Genomic DNA, 13,059 nt, shown 5'->3' on the forward strand with positions numbered 1-13,059 from the left:
TCGTCGAGGGTGTGAACGAGCGTTGGCTTCCCCGTCTGCAGGAGGTCGGTGAGCGGCTGGCCGAGGAGTTCGTCTCGGCGCGGCGGCCGAAACCGGCCGAAGGACCGCAACCACATGAGCTGCGACCACACGAGCTTCGCGCGTCCGACGCCGACCGCGACAGGGTGGCGCAGGTGCTGAACGATGCCGTCGCCGACGGGCGGCTCGGCATGGACGAGTTCGAGGAACGGCTGACCGCGCTCTACAACGCGCGCACGCTCGGGGAGCTGGCGGGGCTGACCACCGACCTGCTGCCCGCCGACGAGCAGCCCTTCAGACTGGACGACCGCCCCGTGTCAGCGATCTTCAAGCAGGAGCAGCGCCGGGGCCGCTGGGTGGTGCCCGCCGAACTGCCCGTGACGGCGATGTTCGGGACGACCAAGCTCGACCTGCGCGACGCGATCATGCAGAACCGGCGGGTGGTGATCAACGCGACGCTGATGTTCGGCGGCCTGGAGATCCACGTGCCCGAGGGGGTCGAGGTCGTCAGGGTGTCGAAGGGCAAGACGGTGCGCCTGACGCGGGAGCAGGCCGACCCCGACTGCCCGGTGATCGAGGTGCGCACGTCGAACTTCCTGGGCGAGGTCAAGGTCAAGGAGCCGCCCAAGCGCAAGCGCCGCCGCTGACCCGCGGGCCCCGCGGCGGCGCTGTCGGCGTGGTTCGGCGTCGTGGTTCGGCGTCGTGGTTTGGCTTAGCCCGCCGTGTCGAAGTTGATCGCGCTGTAGGCGCGCAGCTTCCACAGCTGGTGCTCGCTCTCCACCTTGCGGATCGTTCCAGACCTGCCGCGCATGACCAGCGAACTCGTCACCGCGACTCCGCCGCGGAAGCGCACCCCGCTCATCAGCTCGCCCTGCGTGATCCCGCTCGCCGCGAAGAACACGTCATCGGAGGTGACCAGGTCGTTCGTGGTGAGCACCCTGCTCAGGTCGTGGCCCGCGTCGAGGGCCCGCCGCCGCTCGGCCTCGTCCTGCGGCCAGAGCTTGCCCTGGATGACCCCACCCAGGCACTTGATTGCGCAGGCGGCGATGACGCCCTCCGGCGTACCGCCGATGCCGAGCATGAGGTCGACGCCGGTGCCCGCACGGGCGGCCATGATCGCGCCGGCCACGTCGCCGTCGGTGATGAACTTGATCCGCGCCCCGGTCTCCCTGATCTCCTTGACGATCTGCTCGTGGCGGGGCCGGTCGAGGATGACGACCGTGACATCGGCGGAGGAGCAGCCCTTCGCCCTGGCCACGGCCCTGACGTTGTCGGCGACGGGCGCGTTGATGTCGACCACGTCGGCCGCCTCGGGCCCGGTGACCAGCTTCTCCATGTAGAAGACCGCCGACGGGTCGTACATGGAGCCGCGCGAGCTCACCGCGATCACCGAGATCGCGTCGGGCATGCCGAGCGCCGTCAGCCTGGTCCCGTCGATCGGGTCGACGGCGACGTCGCACTCGGGGCCGCTGCCGTCGCCGACGTGCTCGCCGTTGAACAGCATCGGCGCGTGGTCCTTCTCGCCCTCGCCGATCACCACCACGCCGTCCATCGACACCGTGCTGATGAGCTGGCGCATCGCGTTGACCGCCGCCCCGTCGGCGCCGTTCTTGTCGCCCCGGCCGACCCACCGGGCCGCGGCCATCGCCGCCGCCTCGGTGACTCTGACCAGTTCCAGCGCCAAGTTACGGTCGGGTGCGTGCTCGCCCGTGGCAAGGGCAGGAGGGACAGACGTCTCGGACATGGTGATGAGCCTCCTCGTGGGACAACTGACTCGATCGTAGTTGCCCCTCCATGCCCGGTCAGCGGAGGATAATGTGCCTGCCATGAGCAGCGATGTGGAACGCCTGGCGACAGGGCGCGGTGCCGCCACCCGCGCGGCCCTTCTCGACGCGGCTCGCGAGGTGTTCGTCGACAAGGGGTTCGCCGAGGCGGGCGTCACCGACGTGGTCGCCAAGGCCAAGGCCAGCGTCGGCAGCCTGTACCACCACTTCTCCGGCAAGGCCGACCTCTACCTGACGCTGTTCGAGGAGTTCCAGGCCCGGCAGACCCAGCGGACCAAGCAGGCGGCGCGCGAGGTGCGTGCGGCCGGTGAGGCCGACCCGATGAGGGTGTTCCTCGCCGCCGCCCACGCCTACCTGGCGGGCTCGCTGGAGGAGCGTGAGCTGGCGGCGCTGTTCCTGCGCGGCGACGGGCCCCCGGGGTTCGAGGTCATCATGCGCGACAGGCTGCGCACCTGGGCCAAGCGCAACGCCGCGCTGTTCGAGGACGACGAGGGCGCGCTGGTCCTGGTCGTGACGGGCGCGCTGGCCGCCGCCGTGTCCGAGGTCGTGCTGTCGGAGGACGAGTCGGCCGCGCGCCGCCTCGCCGACGACGTGCTGGCCATCATCGGGCAGATCAGGCCGGTCGCTTCGGCGGGCGGCGCCTCCACCGGGTAACCTCGCCATTCGTGCGACGGTTCACTCAAGGTTTCTACGGCTACGCGTTCGCCCTGCTCGTCTGCATGGCGCTCGCCGTGATCATTGTGGTGTCCGCGCCCACGGGCAGGCAGGGCCAGCACGTCCCCCGCCTCGACTACACGATCACGGTGGCCAACTACAACAGGTCGGTGCCGCACGAGGTGTGGTCGCCCGCCAAGGACCCCGCCGACTGGATCCCGAACAGCAACAGGATCGCCAAGGGCGCCGACGGCTCGTCGGTGCTGTCGGTCGGCTACGCCACGGCGCCCGACGCGGAGGACGAGCGCCACCACGCGATGATCGTGCAGGGCGCGGAGAAGCCCGCAGCGGCCTTCGCCAGCCGGATCGCCAACTCCGACAAGTCCCTCGGGGCCGTGCAGATCGCGGGCGCGAGCTGGGAGAAGCGGTTCCGCGAGGACAAGAACCAGCGCACGCTGGTCCGCTTCCTGCCCGGCACCACCGTGATCGTCACGGGCACCGCCGACTGGCCCGACCTCACCACCCTCGCCGCCACCCTCAAGCCCCAGCCCAAACCCACCAACTGACCCGGGCGCCTCTGGTGGCCGTCCCTCTTCAGTCCGTACGGCAAGCCGGTCTGGCGCCTCCGCGGTCACGGGGTACCGCCCGCTGCGGGCGCGCGCCCAGCAGGACTCCGGTCCCCGCCGTCACGGCGCCCGTGAAATCCCCCACCCGTGTGCCGCAGGTCGGCCAAGAAGGCCCCTCGTAGCAGGTCGGCCATGCCCCCTCAGAGCAGGCGCAGGAGGTCGTCCATGCCTGCCTTGATCGCCTCGGCGGTCATCCCGCGTTCGGACTGCTGGTGGCTGATCAGGCAGGCGTTGACCGGGGCGAGCAGTGCGTCGGCGAGGAAACGCGCGTCCGCGTCTGGCCTGGCCTGGGCGAGGAGCGTGGCCAGGTGCGTGTGGTGAACCTGGTAGGGGCCGCTGAACCTCGCCTTGGGCGGACCCGCCTCCAGCAGCAGGAACAGCTCGCGCTGCGCCACCTTCCTGTCGATCAGCGCGTGCAGGAACGCGCGAACCCGTTCAGCGGGCGGGGCGCCGGGGCCGACGGGCGGCGGGCCCGTCATGAACGCGGCCTGGAACTCCCGCTCCTTCGCGTCGATGAGCGCGTAGATCAGCCCCGCGCGGTCGCCGAAGCGGCGGTAGACGGTGCCGACGCCGACGTTCGCCTCGCGGGCCACCTCGTCGAGGGAGAGGTTGTCCGCGCCTTCCGCCGCGACCATCCTGGCCGCCACCTCGATGATCTTCTGCCGGTTGCGCGCGGCGTCCGCCCGTTCGGCGGGAGGCTGGCCTGCGATCGGCAGTTCACGGCTCATCGCTGCATCATAGTTCTTGTAAGTGGAGAAGTCTCCGGTTAATCTACGGAATCGGAGAGTTTTCCGCTTACAGGGAGTGGTTCGCATGCCGTCCGAGTTCAACCAGAAGATCATCGAGGAGTTCCGCGCGAACGGCGGCGTGGTCGGCGGCCACTTCCACGGCTCCACCCTCGTGCTGCTGTCCACGACCGGAGCGAAGAGCGGCAAGCGCGTCACGACCCCGGTGATGTACCTGCGCGACGGCGACAGGATCGTGATCATCGCCTCCAACGCGGGCGCGGACAACCACCCCGCCTGGTACCACAACCTGCTCGCCCACCCGGACGCGACGGTGGAGCTCGGCACCGAGACCTTCGAGGCGACGTCCGAAGTGATCGAGGGCGACGATCGCGACCGTCTCTACGCTGAGATGGTCGCGATCGCGCCGACGTTCGCCGACTACGAGGCCAGGACCACCCGCCGCATCCCCGTGGTGGCCCTCAAGCGCGCCGCCTGAGCCGCCCGCGGCCGCTCCGCGCCGCCGTTCTGTGCTGCTGGTCTGTGCTGCTGGTCTGTGCCGCCTAGAAGGGGCGGTCGTCGTCCTGCTGGGTGGGCTCGGCCCGGCGCGCCATCGCGGCGGCCAGCTTCACCCTCGCGCCCTGCAGCCACTCCTCGCAGATCGCGGCCAGCTTCTCGCCGCGTTCCCACAGCTCGATCGACTGCTCCAGGGTGAGGCCGCCGGTCTCGAGGCGGCGCACCACCTCGGTCAGCTCCTCGCGGGCCTGCTCGTACGACGGCGTCTCGTTCTTTGCCACCGCACCACCCTAGGGCGCGCGCCCGACAGAATCGCCCCACGACCACACGCCACGTCGGCTTGTGCGTGTCGCATCAGCCGCCCTCAGGGAGGTCGGCAGAGCCCGCGGGTTCGGCAGCGTCGGCGGGGTCGTCGGTGTCGGCGGGGTCGGCCGTCACCGCGATCCTGCCGTCCGTGAGGCGGATCGTGAGCCGGTCGCCGGGCGAAACGTCGCGCGCCAGCCGTACGACATCTCCCGACGGGTGCTGCACGATCGCGTAGCCGCGCTCCAACGTCGCCGCCGGAGACAGCGCCACGAGCCGGGCGCGCAGGTGGGTGAGGTCGTCGGCGGCCCGGTCGAGCGAGCCGCCCATCACCCGCCTGGCCCGCTCGCGCAGCGCGTCGACCTGTTCGGCGCGCCGTTCGAGCTCCCTGACCGGGTCGGCGAGCGAGGGCCGGGACCGCACCGAGGTGAGCCACGCCATCTCCCGATCGAGCCAGCCGCCCATCACCCGGCGCCCGCGGTCGCGCAACTGCCTGATGAGCGTGAGCTGCTCGCCCACGTCGGGCACGACCTTCTTCGCCGCGTCGGTGGGCGTGGACGCGCGTACGTCGGCGACCAGGTCGAGCAGCGGGCTGTCCTGTTCGTGGCCGATGGCGCTGACCACAGGGGTACGGCACGCCGACACCGCCCGCACCAGCGACTCGTCGGAGAACGGCAGCAGGTCCTCGAGCGAGCCGCCGCCACGGGCGATGACGATGACGTCGACCTCGGAGTCGGCGTCGAGCTTGCGCAACGACTCGGTGACCTCGCCCACCGCGTACGGCCCCTGCACCGCCACCTGCTCCACCTTGAACCGGACAGCGGGCCAGCGGCGGCGGGAGTTCTCCAGGACGTCGCGCTCGGCCGCCGAGTCGCGCCCGCAGATCAGGCCGATCGTGCCCGGCAGGAACGGCAGGCGGCGCTTGCGTTCGGCGCTGAACACCCCCTCGGCGGCCAGCACCTGGCGCAGCCGTTCGAGCCTGGCCAGCAGCTCGCCCACGCCGACCGGGCGGATCTCCAGCGCGGTGAAGGCGAACGAGCCGCGGTTGACCCAGAAGTCGGGCTTGACGTTGACCACGACCCGGGCCCCGTCGGCTGGACGGGGCATCGCGGCCTCGTAGACCCCGCGAGGGCAGGTCACCCTGGCGGAGACGTTGGCGACGGGGTCGCGCAGCGTCATGAACACCGTGCCGCCCCTCGCGGTCAGCTCGGTGATCTGGCCCTCCACCCACACCGTTCCGAGCTTGCCGATCCATCCCGCGACCATCTGCAGGACCGTGCGGACCGGCAGCGGCTGCTCCGGCGTGGTTTTCGCGCTCATGACACCTCAGGCTATGGGGCGCGACCGACTATTCGGCGGCTTCCAGCTTGGCGAGGCGGTTCTCGTACATGCGGACGACGTCCGCGCGGGCGGTGGTCGCCTTCTCGTAGGCGAGCAGCTCCTGGATCTGGGCGACGGACTTGCCGCGCATCCTGGCGCGCAGGGAGGCGACGCTGAGGTCGGCGTACCCGGCCAGCGGCTCGACCAGCTCGACCGCCTCGGCGGCGGACGTGGTGGCCTGCGCGGCCTTCGCCAGCTCGGCGCCGTCCGCGTCGCCGACCTGAGTCGTCTGTACGGCAGGCGCGGCCCCGGCCACGTCGGCGGCGTCGACCTCGGGCTCTGCGGCAGCCTTCGGCTCTGCGGCCTTGGGCTTGGCAGCGGCCTTGGGCTTGGCTGCGGTCTCCGGCTTGGTGCCGGTCTCGGCCTTGGCGGCGGGCTCTGTCGTCACGCCCTCGGCGACCTTCGCGGCAGGCTCCGCCTTCGCGCCGTCGGCGACCTTGGCGGTGGGCTCCGCCTTCGCGCCGTCGGCGACCTTGGCGGTGGGCTCCGCCTTCGCGCCGTCGGCGACCTTGGCGGTGGGCTCCGCCTTCGCGGGCTCGGCCTCGGCGACCTTCGTTGCGGGCGTGGCGGACTCCTGCTGAACAGCGGGCTCGGCGACCTCAGCAGTGGGCGCGGACGCGACCACCGGCTCGGCGGCCTCGGTGGTCGGCGAGGCGGTCGGTGAGGCGGTCGCGGAAGCGGTCTCAGGCGCGGCGGCGGCCTCGGGGGCAGGCGCGGCGGCCGGTGGGGCGGTCTTGGCGGCGGAGCCGTTCGCCGACCCCTCCTTCGACGGCGTGAAGATGACCGGCTCGGGCCGCTCGGTCGTCGTCTTGTCCTTGCGCGGCGCGAAGATGACCGGCTCCCTGCGGGCGGGCTTGTCCTCCTCGACTGTGTCCGGCGCGGAAACCTGCGCCGCAGGACGCTCGCTTTCGTCGCTCTCCCTGCTCCCCAGCCCCTTGACGGCGTTCTTCACGCGGTCGGCGAACAGCAGCGCCTGGCCCGCGGCGCTGAGCGAGGTCTGGATGACGAAGAGCGGCAGCTCCTTGGCCTTCTCCTTGAGCTCTTCGCGATTGGTGACAGTTTTAGCGATGTTGCGGACAACGTCACTGAGAGACATGCCGGCTCCCTGGGAGGTCTGTTGTGGGCGGCCAGTCTGGCAAACTTCCGCGCATACGTGCACGGGCGGGCCGGGTGGCCTCTTCCACGTAGCATAGGAACATGGAGCCAAAGACCCCCGCCCGACGTGTACTCGTAGCCAAACCGCGCGGTTACTGTGCTGGAGTCGATCGTGCAGTCGAGGCGGTCGAGAAGGCCCTCGAACAGTACGGCGCGCCCATCTACGTGCGCAAACAGATCGTCCACAACACCCACGTCGTCAAGACGCTGGAAGAGCGGGGCGCGATCTTCGTCGAGGAGACGGCCGAGGTCCCCGAGGGCGAGATCGTGGTCTTCTCGGCCCACGGCGTCTCACCGATGGTTCACGCCGAGGCCGAGCAGCGGCAGCTGCGCACCGTCGACGCCACCTGCCCGCTCGTCACCAAGGTCCACAACGAGGCCAAGCGGTTCGCGAACCAGGACTACGACATCCTGCTCATCGGGCACGAAGGCCACGAAGAGGTCGAGGGCACCGCGGGTGAGGCGCCCGACCACATCCAGCTCGTCGACGGCCTCGACTCGGTCGACCGCATCGAGGTGAAGGACCCGAGCAAGCTGGTGTGGCTCTCCCAGACGACGCTCTCGGTCGACGAGACCATCGAGACGGTCACCAAGCTCAAGGAGCGCTTCCCCACGCTGATCGACCCGCCGAGCGACGACATCTGCTACGCCACCCAGAACCGCCAGGTCGCGGTGAAGGAGATCGCGGCGCAGGCGCAGCTCGTCATTGTGGTCGGCTCGGACAACTCCTCCAACTCCAAGCGGCTGGTCGAGGTCGCGAAGGGGTTCGGCGCGGCGTCGTACCTGGTGGACAACGCCTCCCTCATCAGGGACGAGTGGCTCGACGGGGTCACCACGGTCGGCGTGACCAGCGGCGCCTCGGTGCCCGAGGAGCTGGTCGACGAGGTGCTGTCGTACCTGGCGGGGCACGGGTTCGACGACGTCGAGGAGGTCGAGTCGGTGAAGGAGAGCATGCGCTTCGCCCTGCCGCACGAGCTCCGCAAGGACCTCAGGGTCGGCTGACGCGGATCTCCGGGAGCCGCGTGACCCCTCGGAGACGGCACCGACGTCAGGCGACCGTCCCCCGGGGTGCCCGGTCCTGCCCGCCACCGACGTCAGGCGACGGTGACCCCCCGAGGGGGCGGATCACCGGTCGCCGGGCGGGCGTCTTTTGGGGAGTAGTGGCGTCGGGTGACGGTGACCGGCTCCCTGGGGAAGGGCCACCTGTCTTTCGGCGGGGCGACGTCAGGCGACGTTGGCGGCTCCCCCCGGGGGATCGCCGGGTCTTGGGCGGGCGTCTTTCCGAGAAGCGATTGCCGCTTCCGTGGGTCGGGTGCCGCGGCGCACCGGGCCGGAATCTGCGGGCGGGCGGGATCCGGAGGAGCGACGTCGGACGACGATGGCGGCTCCCGTGAAAGTCGTCGGGCCACGGCGCATCGGGAGTGGTCTCTCGGCTGGCGTCTTCCCGATGGAGCGGCGTCAGGTCACGACAGCGCGAGGGGCTGACGGGCCGGGTGGTTATTCGTCGGGGGAGCGGGGCGTGCCGTACACCTTGGGTTCGTAATAACCCTCGGGCTCCGGCACGAACGCCTGGTCCCTGGGGGCGCGCGGCCGGGGAATGTCCACGCCGGTCCGCAGCTCGTCGCGCAGTTCCCTGACGTTCGCCGTCAGCCCGCGCTTCCACGCGATCGCCAGCACCATCGCCGACCCCGCGAACAACCACGGCGCCCCGGCCGACAGCGACGTGAACAGCCCCAGCGCCAGCGCCTGCGTCACCGAGCCCTTGCCGAGCGCCCGCCCCAGCTCGACGATCAGCGTGGCGCCGAAGAACACCATCGGCGGCGTGACCACCAGTGACAGCAGCTCGCGCGGGTTGACGAGGGTGACGCCGACCAGGCACGAGCCGATGAACGCGAGGCCGACCAGGATCGGCAGGTCGACCAGCGCGGCGACGACGTACCCGGCCAACGTGCCGATGAGGATGAGCGCGATGGCGCCGCGGGCCGTCAGCTTGACGGCCGGACGCCTGCCTTTGTCACCCATGTGCCCGCCCCCCTTACCGGCGACCTGTCTTCATCGTGCGCTAGGACAGGTCGCCAGCCAACTTACCGTTCACGTGAGTTATCAGAGGCGAGGTTTCGAGCAGTTCGGGTGAGGCAAGCGGTCTCGGGAGGCCTTCGAGCATGCCCGGTGCGTCGAGGTCACCGTCCACGACGCCCAGATCGTGCAGTTTGCGGGCCGTGACCAGCACTCTCGTCTCCAGCGAGCCGACCGTCTTGTTGTAGCTCTCGACGGCCCTGGTGAGCGCCTTGCCGAGCGATTCGACGTTGCGCCCGAGCGACGACAGCCGCTCGTACAGCTCCTTGCCGAGCTCGAAGACCGCGCGGGCGTTCTCGCTGAGCGCCGCCTGCTGCCAGGCGTAGTGGGCGGTGCGGAGCATGGTGATCAGCGTGGTGGGGGTGGCGATGTGGACGCGCTTGGTCATCGCGTACTCCAACAGCCCCGGGTCGCGTTCGAGCGCCGGGGCGAGGAACGCCTCGCCGGGGATGAACAGCACCACGAACTCGGGCGACGGGTTGAACGACTGCCAGTAGGACTTGGCGGCCAGCCGGTCGATGTGCTCGCGGACGTGCCTGGCGTGGGCGTCGAGGCGGACGGTGGCCATCGACTCGTCGCCCGCCTCGGCGGCCTCCAGGTAGGCGGCCAGGGAGACCTTGGAGTCGACGACGATGTTCTTGCCGCCCGCCAGCCGTACGACCATGTCGGGTCGGTGGGGTCCTTCGACGACCTGCTCGTCGAAGTCGCAGAAGCGCTGCATGCCCGCGATCTCGGCGACCCTGCGCAGCTGCAGCTCGCCCCACCTGCCTCTGGCCTCGGGCCGCTGCAACGCCCTGACCAGGGCGGTCGTCTGGGAACGGAGCTGGTCGTTGCTCTGCCGTACGAACTCCATCTGCTGCGTCAGCTCGGCGCGGGCGGCGCGCTGGCCCGACTCGGTGTCGCGCAGCTGGGCCTCCACCCGCGCCAGCAGGTCCTTCAGCGGCTCGACCAGGTGCTCGACCGCCTGCCTTCGCTGGTCGAGGTCGCCCGTCGCCTCGGCGCGGCTGGCGGCCATGCGAGTCTCGGCGAGTTCGAGGAAGCGGACGTTGTTGACGTCGAGCGCGCGGGTCGACAGCGCCTGGAAGCGCTCCGCCAGCTGCTCCTCGACGTACACGAGCTTGTCGGCGGCGGCCTTGGCGCGGGCGTCGGCCTCCGCCACGCGTACGGCGGCGCGGGTCCTGGCCAGCAGGAAGCCGACCGCCAGTCCGAGTGCGAGGCCGATGAGCAGCGAGACGACATCCATTGTTCGCATCTTTCCAGGGGCGGCTTCCCCGGTCGTGCCGACACGCCTGCCGCATTCCGCTTGTGCCAACCGGCTGCGTCACTCACAGTACCCATATGGTTACGGGTTCGAGGATGCTGGTCGCGCTGGCCGCCACGGTCGTCGTCGCGGCGCTCGTGGTCGCGGCGGCAGGGGCGGTCATCGCCGGACGCGCCCGCGACGAGGGTGCGACGGCGACGTCGAGCTCGTCCGCCCGGCAGGCTCCGGCCTGGACGCCGGGGGCGTGCGTGATCGAGTCGGGATCCAGGTTCGACCTCACCGCGTGCAACGGCGGCCACGCCGAGGTGCTGGCCATGGAGAGCGACCCGCTGGACTGCCCTGCCGACACCGACGAGATCGCCCGCGTCGGCAAGCGCGCGATCGCCTGCCTGCAGTACTTCGTCGAACCCCACCCCGGCGCTCGCGGCGCGGGCGGCGGCCTGCTGCGCGCGGGCGACTGCCTGGACCGCGCGGGCCGCGAGCTGCCGTGCGCCACCCCCGGCTGGTACGGCATGACCGTGGCCGTCGTCACGCGCATGGCCGACTGCCCGCGCGGGACGGTCGACGCGCTCGCGATGGAGGGTCAGGTGGCCTGTCTGGCTTCCGGCGGCGGCGTGCTCGCCGAGGGCGCGTGCGTCGACGAGAAGGTGCGCAGGGTCGCCTGCGGTTCGGGCCGCGCCTGGGCCCGCGTGACCGCGTTCGGCAGGTCGGGCCGCGACTGCCCGCAGGGCTCCGATCGTTTCGTCACGGCACGGGGGGCGTTTCGGCCGGTGACCTGCCTGCACCTGGTGGCCGGGTAAACTCGGGCCACGTGAGCCTCAGTATCGGCATCGTCGGCCTGCCAAACGTCGGCAAGTCCACCCTCTTCAACGCGCTGACCAAGAGCGCCAACGCTCTCGCGGCCAACTACCCGTTCGCCACGATCGAGCCGAACGTGGGCATCGTGGGCGTGCCCGACGACCGCCTGGCCACGCTGGCCGAGATCTTCGCCTCCGCCAAGGTCCTCCCGGCCAAGGTCGAGTTCGTCGACATCGCGGGCCTGGTGCGCGGCGCGTCCGAGGGGCAGGGCAGGGGCAACCAGTTCCTGGCCAACATCCGCGACACCGACGCGATCTGCCAGGTCATCCGCGTCTTCACCGACCCCGACGTCACCCACGTCGACGGTGAGATCTCGCCGCGGCGCGACATCGAGACGATCAACACCGAGCTGATCATGGCCGACCTGCAGACGGTCGAGAAGGCCATCCCGCGCCTGCAGAAGGAGGCGCGCGTCAACAAGGACAAGAAGGCCGCGCTCGACGCCGCCGAGGCCGCGCTGAAGGTGCTGGAGACCGGCAAGACCATCTTCGAGAGCGGCCTCGACCGGGCCGAGGTGCGCGACCTCCACCTGCTGACGGCCAAGCCGTTCCTGTACGTCTTCAACCTCGACGCCGACGAGCTCGTCGACTCCGCGCTCAGGCAGCAGTTGTCGGAGCTCGTGGCGCCCGCCGAGGCGGTCTTCCTCGACGCCAAGATCGAGTCGGAGCTGGTGGAGCTCTCCGACGAGGAGGCGCTGGAGCTGCTGCAGTCGGTGGGTCAGGAGGAGTCGGGGCTGTCGCAGCTGGCCAGGGTCGGGTTCGAGACGCTCGGGCTGCAGACGTACCTCACGGCGGGCCCCAAGGAGACGCGGGCCTGGACGATCCGCAAGGGCGCCACGGCTCCGGAGGCGGCGGGGGTCATCCACACCGACTTCCAGCGCGGGTTCATCAAGGCGGAGGTCGTCTCCTTCGGCGACCTGGTCGAGGCGGGGTCCATCGCCAACGCCCGGTCGGCGGGCAAGGCGCGCATCGAGGGCAAGGACTACGTGATGCGCGACGGCGACGTGGTGGAGTTCCGCTTCAACGTCTGACACGAGTCCGGCGAAACCGGGACAGTATGGGCGTCAACCCCTTCCAGCCCTGGCGCGTCGAATCGTCACGGCGATCACGCTGACTCGGGAGGACAGATCATGATCCGTCGCATGCTCCGGAACCGACGCCCCACCACCCCCACGCTGGCGAGCATCAGCCTGGAGGAGGAGCTCGCCCTGCTCAGGGTCGAGCTGATGTACGGCCTGCGCGTCGACAGGGAGGCCTACCTGCGCAGGAAGATGGAGGAGCGGGAAGAGGTCATGCGCCGGATGCGCCACCGTGACGCTCAGGCCATGCTCGCCGATCTTCGCGGCCGGCTCGACAGGGTCAGGCCGCAGAGCGACGCGCCGAGAGTGATCGATCTGCGAACTCGCCGCCGGTTGCGCCCCGCGGACGGGCCCGAGACCGCCTGAGCACCCGCGCTGACCAGGCCACACGCCCCCGCTTATACCGAATGTGTGGTTCGGGACAGTGCCTATGCCCTTTGGACAGCAATCTCTGGCCATCGGGTAATGCGGCCCACCTGTCTGGCCTGGTCACCCGCCAATTCCACAGGAAAGGGACAGGAACTGGAACTCCTTCCTGTCATGCAGACTCGGTTTGCCCACACGCGGCGATGCCTGCAGCATGGGCGTGGCTTTCCTGGAACAATTGGCGAGACTCGATAGGGTG

At 70.5% G+C, this 13,059-nt stretch carries 15 protein-coding genes; 8 read left to right on the forward strand and 7 right to left on the reverse strand.

Annotated elements, in window-relative coordinates:
* Positions 1-11: 11 nt before the first annotated feature.
* Positions 12-665, forward strand: coding sequence for a DUF1707 domain-containing protein (locus ACFXJ8_RS06175; protein WP_379642730.1), 654 nt, complete (start codon positions 12-14; stop codon positions 663-665).
* A gap of 65 nt (positions 666-730) precedes the next feature.
* Here the strand turns inward: ACFXJ8_RS06175 and glpX are convergent, their stop codons facing one another.
* Positions 731-1,762: a class II fructose-bisphosphatase gene (glpX, locus tag ACFXJ8_RS06180; protein ID WP_379642731.1), complete on the reverse strand. Its 1,032-nt coding sequence runs from the start codon at positions 1,760-1,762 to the stop codon at positions 731-733.
* An 82-nt stretch (positions 1,763-1,844) separates the two neighbouring features.
* Between glpX and ACFXJ8_RS06185 the strand changes: the two genes are divergently transcribed.
* On the forward strand, positions 1,845-2,456 hold the full coding sequence (locus ACFXJ8_RS06185) for a TetR/AcrR family transcriptional regulator (protein ID WP_379642732.1): 612 nt from the start codon (positions 1,845-1,847) through the stop codon (positions 2,454-2,456).
* An 11-nt stretch (positions 2,457-2,467) separates the two neighbouring features.
* Complete coding sequence (locus tag ACFXJ8_RS06190; RefSeq protein WP_379642733.1) at positions 2,468-3,022, forward strand: DUF4245 domain-containing protein; 555 nt, start codon at positions 2,468-2,470, stop codon at positions 3,020-3,022.
* A gap of 200 nt (positions 3,023-3,222) precedes the next feature.
* Here ACFXJ8_RS06190 and ACFXJ8_RS06195 read toward each other — a convergent pair whose 3' ends face one another.
* Positions 3,223-3,810 carry a TetR/AcrR family transcriptional regulator gene (locus tag ACFXJ8_RS06195; protein WP_379642734.1) on the reverse strand — a complete coding sequence of 196 codons (588 nt, stop codon included), beginning with the start codon at positions 3,808-3,810 and terminating at the stop codon, positions 3,223-3,225.
* An 85-nt stretch (positions 3,811-3,895) separates the two neighbouring features.
* Here ACFXJ8_RS06195 and ACFXJ8_RS06200 point away from each other — a divergent pair, with 85 nt between their 5' ends.
* Complete coding sequence (locus tag ACFXJ8_RS06200; protein WP_379642735.1) at positions 3,896-4,306, forward strand: nitroreductase family deazaflavin-dependent oxidoreductase; 411 nt, start codon at positions 3,896-3,898, stop codon at positions 4,304-4,306.
* A 64-nt stretch (positions 4,307-4,370) separates the two neighbouring features.
* On the opposite strand, the gene ACFXJ8_RS06205 is transcribed toward ACFXJ8_RS06200, so the two are convergent.
* The 3 genes from ACFXJ8_RS06205 to ACFXJ8_RS06215 all read right to left on the reverse strand — a co-directional run bounded on the left by ACFXJ8_RS06205 (position 4,371) and on the right by ACFXJ8_RS06215 (position 7,102).
* Positions 4,371-4,604, reverse strand: a complete 234-nt coding sequence (locus ACFXJ8_RS06205) for an exodeoxyribonuclease VII small subunit (RefSeq protein WP_379642736.1) — start codon at positions 4,602-4,604, stop codon at positions 4,371-4,373.
* Between the two features lie 73 nt (positions 4,605-4,677).
* Positions 4,678-5,946 (reverse strand): exodeoxyribonuclease VII large subunit, encoded by a 1,269-nt coding sequence (gene xseA, locus ACFXJ8_RS06210; RefSeq protein ID WP_379642737.1) that lies wholly within the window; start codon positions 5,944-5,946, stop codon positions 4,678-4,680.
* A 28-nt stretch (positions 5,947-5,974) separates the two neighbouring features.
* Positions 5,975-7,102, reverse strand: a complete 1,128-nt coding sequence (locus tag ACFXJ8_RS06215; protein WP_379642738.1) for a hypothetical protein — start codon at positions 7,100-7,102, stop codon at positions 5,975-5,977.
* A 101-nt stretch (positions 7,103-7,203) separates the two neighbouring features.
* On the opposite strand from ACFXJ8_RS06215, the gene ACFXJ8_RS06220 reads away from it, so the two are divergent.
* Positions 7,204-8,163 (forward strand): 4-hydroxy-3-methylbut-2-enyl diphosphate reductase, encoded by a 960-nt coding sequence (locus tag ACFXJ8_RS06220; RefSeq protein ID WP_379642739.1) that lies wholly within the window; start codon positions 7,204-7,206, stop codon positions 8,161-8,163.
* A 495-nt stretch (positions 8,164-8,658) separates the two neighbouring features.
* Here the strand turns inward: ACFXJ8_RS06220 and ACFXJ8_RS06225 are convergent, their stop codons facing one another.
* Both ACFXJ8_RS06225 and ACFXJ8_RS06230 read right to left on the reverse strand, forming a co-directional pair.
* Positions 8,659-9,183 carry a DUF6542 domain-containing protein gene (locus ACFXJ8_RS06225; RefSeq protein ID WP_379642740.1) on the reverse strand — a complete coding sequence of 175 codons (525 nt, stop codon included), beginning with the start codon at positions 9,181-9,183 and terminating at the stop codon, positions 8,659-8,661.
* Positions 9,184-9,223: 40 nt separating this feature from the next.
* On the reverse strand, positions 9,224-10,480 hold the full coding sequence (locus ACFXJ8_RS06230; protein ID WP_379642741.1) for a DNA recombination protein RmuC: 1,257 nt from the start codon (positions 10,478-10,480) through the stop codon (positions 9,224-9,226).
* A 95-nt stretch (positions 10,481-10,575) separates the two neighbouring features.
* Between ACFXJ8_RS06230 and ACFXJ8_RS06235 the strand changes: the two genes are divergently transcribed.
* From ACFXJ8_RS06235 to ACFXJ8_RS06245, 3 genes are all read left to right on the forward strand, one after another.
* Positions 10,576-11,298 (forward strand): hypothetical protein, encoded by a 723-nt coding sequence (locus ACFXJ8_RS06235; RefSeq protein WP_379642742.1) that lies wholly within the window; start codon positions 10,576-10,578, stop codon positions 11,296-11,298.
* A gap of 11 nt (positions 11,299-11,309) precedes the next feature.
* Positions 11,310-12,386 (forward strand): redox-regulated ATPase YchF, encoded by a 1,077-nt coding sequence (ychF, locus tag ACFXJ8_RS06240; RefSeq protein ID WP_379642743.1) that lies wholly within the window; start codon positions 11,310-11,312, stop codon positions 12,384-12,386.
* Between the two features lie 111 nt (positions 12,387-12,497).
* Positions 12,498-12,800, forward strand: a complete 303-nt coding sequence (locus ACFXJ8_RS06245) for a hypothetical protein (RefSeq protein WP_379642744.1) — start codon at positions 12,498-12,500, stop codon at positions 12,798-12,800.
* Positions 12,801-13,059: the final 259 nt, after the last annotated feature.

It is taken from the genome of Nonomuraea sp. NPDC059194, from assembly GCF_042754765.1.
Classification (GTDB): Bacteria; Actinomycetota; Actinomycetes; order Streptosporangiales; family Streptosporangiaceae; genus Nonomuraea.